Source organism: Acidovorax delafieldii 2AN, from assembly GCF_000175235.1.
Classification (GTDB): domain Bacteria; phylum Pseudomonadota; class Gammaproteobacteria; order Burkholderiales; family Burkholderiaceae_C; genus Acidovorax; species Acidovorax delafieldii_B.
The window spans coordinates 1-6,562 of the sequence record NZ_ACQT01000200.1; the positions used below are offsets into that span (position 1 = coordinate 1).

Here is a 6,562-nt window from a genome sequence, read left to right on the forward strand (position 1 = left end):
CACGCAGGACGCGGTGGCCCAGCGCATGCGTGCACGCCGGCGCCAGCAGGGGTCGCTGGACCTGGAGACCTTCCAGCCGCGGGCCGTGTTTGAGGGCGAGCGCGTGGTGGACATCCGCCAGCAGGTGCAGAACCGGGCGCGCCAGCTCATCGAGGAATTCATGATCGCCACCAACACCTGCACGGCGCAGTTTCTGGCGCAGCATGGGGGCAGCGCCTTGCGGCGGGTGGTGCGTTCGCCCGAGCGCTGGATGCGCATCGTGGAAGTGGCCAGCAAATATGGCGAGGCGCTGCCCAAGACGCCCGATTCACGTGCGCTGGAGGGGTTTCTCGCGCGCCAGCGCAAGGCCGATCCGCTGCGTTTCCCGGACCTGTCACTGGTCATCGTCAAGCTGATGGGCTCGGGCGAATATGTGGTCGAGCACGCCCGGGGCGAGCCCATCGGGCACTTTGGCCTGGCGGTGCGCGACTACACGCATTCCACGGCGCCCAACCGCCGCTACCCGGATCTGGTGAGCCTGCGCATGGTCAAGGCGCTGCTGTCGGGCGACCACCCGCCCTATGGCCTGACCGAACTGGCCACGCTGGCCGAGCATTGCACCCGGCAAGAAGATGCGGCGCAAAAGGTGGAGCGCAGCGTGCGCAAGTCCGAGGCTGCGCTGTACCTGCAGGGAATGGTCGGGCAGAAGTTCGACGCCGTCGTCACCGGGCGCACCGAAAGCGCCACCTGGGTGCGCATCTTCACCCCGCCGGCCGAAGGCTTGCTGGTGGCGGGCGAGTTCAACCTTGAAGTGGGACAGAAGATCCGTGTGAAGCTGGTGGGCACCAACGTGGAGCGGGGGTTCATCGACTTCGAGCAGGCGCACTGAGCCGGAGGCTCGTTGCGGTCCATGGCGGCGGTGGGAGAAGGGCGGCGCTTGCGCGTTCTACACTGCGGCGATGCGGCAGTGTTGTGTGCTTGCCGCGCCTGTGGCTCCCGCCACCGTCTGCCGGCAGGCCGTAGGAGAAAGGCTTTCACCATGGTCAAGCGCCCCTATCCCCTGTCCAAGGTTTATGGACTGCTCGAACCCGGCCCGGTGCTGCTGCTGAGCACGGCGCACAAAGGTCGTGTCAACGCCATGGCCCTGTCCTGGCACACCATGATGGAGTTCGAGCCACCGCTGGTGGGCTGTGTTGTCAGCGATCGCGATTTCAGCTTCACGGCCCTGAAAGCCACGCGCGAGTGCGTGTTGAACATCCCCACCGTGGACTTGGCGCAGAAGGTGGTGGACTGCGGCAACCATTCCGGCCGCAGCGTGGATAAGTTCGCCGCGTTCGGCCTGACCCCCCAGCCGGCGTCGCTGGTGGGTGCGCCGTTGATTGCCGAGTGCCATGCCAGCCTTGAATGCAAAGTCGTGGATACGCGCTTTGTGAACCGCTACAGCTTCTTCGTGCTGGAGGTGCTCAAGGCCTGGGCTGACCCGGCCCGCCAGGAACCGCGCACGCTGCACCACCGGGGCTGGGGCGCCTTCATGGTGGCAGGCGAAACGATCCGGCTGCCGTCCCGCATGAAATGACGGCTGCTGCGGGCCAGATCAGCTGGCCTGGCGCGGCAAGGGGGCCCGCAACCAGAAGCGCCCGATCACCAGGTGCACCGCCACGGCCGCCACACCGTTGATCAGCAGGGCATCGCGCACGCCCCACCAGTACACTGTGGCGCCCGTCACCAAGCTGCCCAGCGCCATGCCGCCCCGCATGGCCAGCATGAACAGGCTGACGGTCTGGCCTCGGATATGGGGTGGAGCACTGCTTTGCAGCAGCGCATTCACCGAGGCGTTGCTGGCCGTCATGGCCACGCCGGCCAGCACCAGCAGCGCCGGCAGCACCCAGGCCCAGCGGTTGAGCGCCGCCAGCACCACGATGGCGCCATAGGCCGTGGCAAACCAGGTGCTCAGGGGGCGCCGGTCGCGGTGCGGATCGAGGGCCAGCAGGCCGATGGCGCCAATCAGGCCCCCCACGCCGAACGCGCCCAGGGCGGTGCTGAAGTCGCCAGCGCTTCCCTGGAACACCTCCTTGACCAGCACCGGGCAAAAGGTGAGCAGCGGTGCGGACAGCGTGGCCGTTGCCAGCACCGTGGTCAGCCCGCCGCGCAGCCCGGGTTCGTGCAGCACCTCGCGCACGCCGGCCCACAGCTGGTGGTGGTCCAGCAGGCGGGCACCGGGGGCGGCGCGCGCCGTGCGCGGCAGCACCCACAGCGCCACCAGGATGAACGGCACATACGACAACGCACTCACGGCGAACGCTCCGGCCAGGCCAGCGCTGGCCATCAGCACCCCCGCCAGCGCGGGTCCGAGGATGCGCGAGAGATTGAACTGCGTGGTGTTCAGCGCGATGCCCGAGGGAATCTGCTCGCGCTCGACGATCGAGGGCACGATCGACTGGAACGACGGCATCGACAGCGCATCGGTGATGCCCACCACCAGCGACAGCACGATCACCACCCACGGCTGCACCGCGCCCGTGACCAGGAGCAGCACCAGCAATACCGGGCACAGCATCTGGATGGACTGGAAGTATGCGATGGTGCGCCGGCGGTCCGCCCGGTCGGCCAGTGCGCCGCCCACCACCGTGAGCAGCAGCACCGGTGCACTCAGCGCAAAGGCATCAAGCCCCAGCAAAAAGGGCGATGCGCCCAGGCTCAGCAGCAGCCACGGCTGCGCCACCTGCTGGGCCCAGGTGCCGATATTGGCCAGCAAACTGGCAAACCAGAACGTGCCAAAACGGCGTGTTCCCAGCAGGGCGATGGACTGGCGAAAGGCGCTGTCTTGCATACTCGGGATTCTCCCGCATGGTTTGCGGCCGCCGGGCCCACAGCGCAAGGAAGCTTCATGAAAGACACGCCACCCGCTCTCTCTTCGTCTGCGCCCGAAGCGGCAGGCTCGGGCGCCGATGCCGATATCCGGGCCCGCTTCCGTGCCTTGCGCACGGGGGCCTGCCCGGCCGGTGCACTCACCGTGCTGCACATCGGCGCCGATCACACGGCGGTGGCCTCAGGGCCGGGGCTTGAGGCTGCCGCTGTGCTGGTGCTGGACATCGGCGCGCGCAAAACGGCTCGGCAGTTCTTCCGCCGCAGCCCGCCCACGCCGCTGGAGATGGAAAACGCCATTGCCACCGTGGAAGACGAGGTGATCCGTGCCGTGCCGTTGCTGGCGCCCGGATCTGCACTGCTGTGTTCCGATGCCGTGGTGCGCGAGATCGCGGTGCTGGCGGGGTTGGCACCCAGCCCCTCCATGGCGATGCCACTCGACGCCATGGAGCGCGTCTTCGAGCGGCTGGCCGCCGTGGCTGAAGGGCGGCCGGTCGTGCGTGAAGGCCTGCCGCAAGACCCCGGCTTTGCCGCCGCGCTGCTGATCCTGCGCGAATGCATGCACCACCTGCGGTTTGCGTCCGTGGCCGTGGTGGCCGAGCCCTGAACCCCTCTTTTGCCATGCCGAACGACATCCAGCGCTACCAGGCTAACTTGCGCGACGAACTCGATGGGGCCGCGCTGTACGCCGGGCTGGCCCGGGCCGAATCCGATCCGGTGCGCAAGGACCTCTTCCTGCAGCTTTCGCAGGCCGAGACCGAGCACGCGGCCTTGTGGCGCGACAAACTGCTGGCTGCGGGTGTGGAGCCCGCGCGTTTCACGCCGAGCTTTCGCACGCGGATGCTGGCGCGGCTGGCCCGGCACTTCGGCCCCCGTTTCGTGTTGCCGGCGCTGGCCGTCACCGAGTTTGCCGACCGCGACAAATACGCGGCCCAGCCCGATGCCTCGGCCCTGTCGGGCGATGAGCGCTCGCATGCCGCCGTACTGGAAGCGGCCGTGCAGCAGCGTGGCGGCATGGTGGGTGCAGACATTGCCCAGGCCGAGCGCTGGCACCGCAGGGGTTCCGGCAACGAACTGCGCGCCGCGGTGCTGGGCGCCAACGATGGCCTGGTGTCGAACCTGTGCCTGGTGATGGGCGTGGCGGGTGCCGGGGCGCCGGTGCAGACCATCCTGCTCACGGGGTTGGCGGGGTTGATTGCGGGCGCCGTGTCGATGGCACTGGGTGAATGGCTGTCGGTCACCAATTCGCGTGAGTTCGCGCGCGCCCAGATGGCGCAGGAAGCCCGCGAGGTCGAGGAGACCCCCGAGGCCGAGAGCAAGGAACTGGCCCTGATCTTCCAGGCCAAGGGCCTGCCCCGGCAAGACGCGCAGCGCGTGGCACGCGAGCTGATGCGTGACAAGAAGACGGCCCTGGAGACGCTGGCGCGTGAAGAGCTGGGCATCGACCCCGCCGAGATGGGCGGCAACCCGTGGAGCGCGGCCGGGTTTTCCTTCCTGTTGTTTGCGCTGGGGGCGCTGTTCCCGGTGGTGCCGTTCTTTTTTCTGGGCGGACTGCCCGGCATGGCCTGGAGCGCGGCCCTCAGCGTGGCTGCGCTCGGCGCCATCGGCCTGGGCACCTCGCTGTTCAGCGGGCGCGGGCCGCTGTACTCGGTGGTGCGGCAGATCGTGATCGGCGCAGCCGCTGCGGGCGTGACCTACGCCACGGGCGCGCTGATCGGGGTGTCGCTCACCTGAGGCGTTGGGGTGCGTCGGGGTGAGTGGCGGCCCCATTTTCATGCCCCATCGGTCCCTGGCGCTTGCTGCTCGGGCGCAATGTGCTCTGTAAAGTGTAGCAAAACCCTTCCTTTCGCGCCAGGGCGCGCGGCTTTCTTCTGTCAGCGCCGCCGCACAGCACACTCGTGGCGGCAAACCCACACCCCGCTCCAAAACGCGTCGAATGCGGGGCAAAAGTAACAAATTGCGTAAAATAAGGGTTAACCCTTGATATTAGGGCTTGCCTGTTGATGCGTGGGGCCATTAGCTCCGCCGTGAATCACGTTCCGTCTGCTCTGAGGCGGCACTGGCCTGCCATGGCCGTTGGCAGGTCGGGCACCGGTAGACAAGGCCCGGAAGCCGTGCCCCCGCTTCTGCCGAATAGAAGATGCAATCGAACAGGAGTGTTCCAAATGTCGTTTCTCAACCTGAAGATAGGCACCCGCCTCGCGCTGGGTTTTTCCGTGGTGCTGCTCTTTCTGGCCGCGATTCTGGGGATGGGGGTGTATTCGTTGGGCCATCTGCAGTCGCGCATGGAAGAGATGGTGAACAGCAACAACGTGAAGCTGGCCGCCGCCAACACCATGCTCGACCAGATCCGCGACATCTACGCCATCGGCGCCATGGTGGTCCTGGTGCCCGACGAGGCGGGCAAACAGGCGCAACTCAAGCAGGTGGCTGATGCGCGTGCCAAATACGGCGCGGCAAAGGCCACGCTCGAAAAGCTGGTGGCCTCCGAGCAAGGCAAGGCAGCCTTGGCCAAGGTGGATGCTGCCCTGGCGGCGGCCGTTCCCCTCAGCAACCAGTTGTTCGACCTGGCCGTGAAGAACATGACGGCTGAAGCCACCGAGCACCTGATGACCAAGGCAGGCCCCGCCATGCGGGCCGCGCTGGACCAGTTGAACAATCTGGCGGACCTTCAAACCCGCCTGTCTTCGCAGGCGAACGCCGACGCCGAGGCCGAATACCGCTCCGCCCGCAACTGGATGATCGGCCTGGGGTTGCTGGCCATCCTGGCCGGCGTGGCCATTGCCTGGCACATCACGCGTTCCATCACGCGCCCGATCACCCACGCCGTGGAGGTGGCGCGCACCGTGGCCGATGGCGACCTGAGTTCGCGCATCGACGTCGTTTCAACCGACGAGACCGGGCAACTCATGCGGGCGTTGCAGCACATGAACGACAGCCTGGCCAAGGTGGTCGGTGAAGTGCGCAGCGGAGCGGACAGCATGGCGACGGCGACGAGCCAGATTGCGGCGGGCAACCAGGACCTGTCCTCGCGCACGGAAGAGCAGGCCAGCTCGCTGGAAGAAACCGCGGCCTCGATGGAAGAGCTGACCAGCACCGTGCGGCAAAACGCCGACAACGCACGCCAGGCCAACCAGCTGGCGCTCACGGCCTCCAGCGTGGCGGTCAAGGGCGGGGACGTGGTCTCGCAAGTGGTGCAGACCATGGACGCCATCAACAGCTCCTCGCACAAGATCGTGGACATCATCGGCGTGATCGACGGCATCGCGTTCCAGACCAACATCCTGGCGCTGAACGCTGCGGTGGAAGCGGCCCGTGCAGGCGAACAAGGACGCGGCTTTGCGGTGGTGGCCAGCGAAGTGCGCAGCCTGGCGCAGCGCTCGGCCGAGGCGGCCAAGGAAATCAAGGTGCTGATCGACGACTCGGTCAGCAAAGTCGAGCAAGGCAGCCAGCAAGTGGGCGAAGCGGGCAAGACCATGGAAGAGATCGTCAGCAGCGTGCGCCGCGTGACCGACATCATGGGAGAGATCACGGCGGCCAGCCAGGAGCAGACCTCGGGCATCGAACAGGTGAACCAGGCCATCGCGCAGATGGACCAGGTGACGCAGCAGAACGCCGCGCTGGTGGAAGAAGCCGCTGCGGCGGCCGACTCGCTGCAAGGCCAGGCGGGCCACCTGTCGCAGGTGGTGAGCGTGTTCAAGCTCGCAGGCGGGGCAGG

6 protein-coding genes are annotated in these 6,562 nt (G+C 67.3%); 5 read left to right on the forward strand and 1 reads right to left on the reverse strand.

Going from position 1 to position 6,562, the window contains the following annotated elements:
- A partial coding sequence (locus ACDELDRAFT_RS17520; protein WP_005799305.1) for an RNB domain-containing ribonuclease occupies nt 1–868 on the forward strand: 868 nt, incomplete at its 5' end.
- A 150-nt stretch (nt 869–1,018) separates the two neighbouring features.
- Nucleotides 1,019–1,555, forward strand: coding sequence for a flavin reductase family protein (locus ACDELDRAFT_RS17525; protein ID WP_005799306.1), 537 nt, complete (start codon nt 1,019–1,021; stop codon nt 1,553–1,555).
- Between the two features lie 18 nt (nt 1,556–1,573).
- On the opposite strand, the gene ACDELDRAFT_RS17530 is transcribed toward ACDELDRAFT_RS17525, so the two are convergent.
- The gene (locus tag ACDELDRAFT_RS17530; RefSeq protein WP_005799307.1) at nt 1,574–2,809 is read right to left on the reverse strand and encodes an MFS transporter; all 1,236 of its coding nucleotides are present in this window, start codon (nt 2,807–2,809) and stop codon (nt 1,574–1,576) included.
- A gap of 57 nt (nt 2,810–2,866) precedes the next feature.
- On the opposite strand from ACDELDRAFT_RS17530, the gene ACDELDRAFT_RS17535 reads away from it, so the two are divergent.
- The 3 genes from ACDELDRAFT_RS17535 to ACDELDRAFT_RS17545 form a co-directional block, all read left to right on the forward strand.
- Nucleotides 2,867–3,451 carry a hypothetical protein gene (locus tag ACDELDRAFT_RS17535; RefSeq protein WP_005799308.1) on the forward strand — a complete coding sequence of 195 codons (585 nt, stop codon included), beginning with the start codon at nt 2,867–2,869 and terminating at the stop codon, nt 3,449–3,451.
- 14 nt (nt 3,452–3,465) lie between these two features.
- Nucleotides 3,466–4,578, forward strand: coding sequence for a VIT1/CCC1 transporter family protein (locus ACDELDRAFT_RS17540; protein ID WP_005799309.1), 1,113 nt, complete (start codon nt 3,466–3,468; stop codon nt 4,576–4,578).
- Nucleotides 4,579–5,009: 431 nt separating this feature from the next.
- A partial coding sequence (locus tag ACDELDRAFT_RS17545) for a methyl-accepting chemotaxis protein (RefSeq protein ID WP_005799310.1) occupies nt 5,010–6,562 on the forward strand: 1,553 nt, incomplete at its 3' end.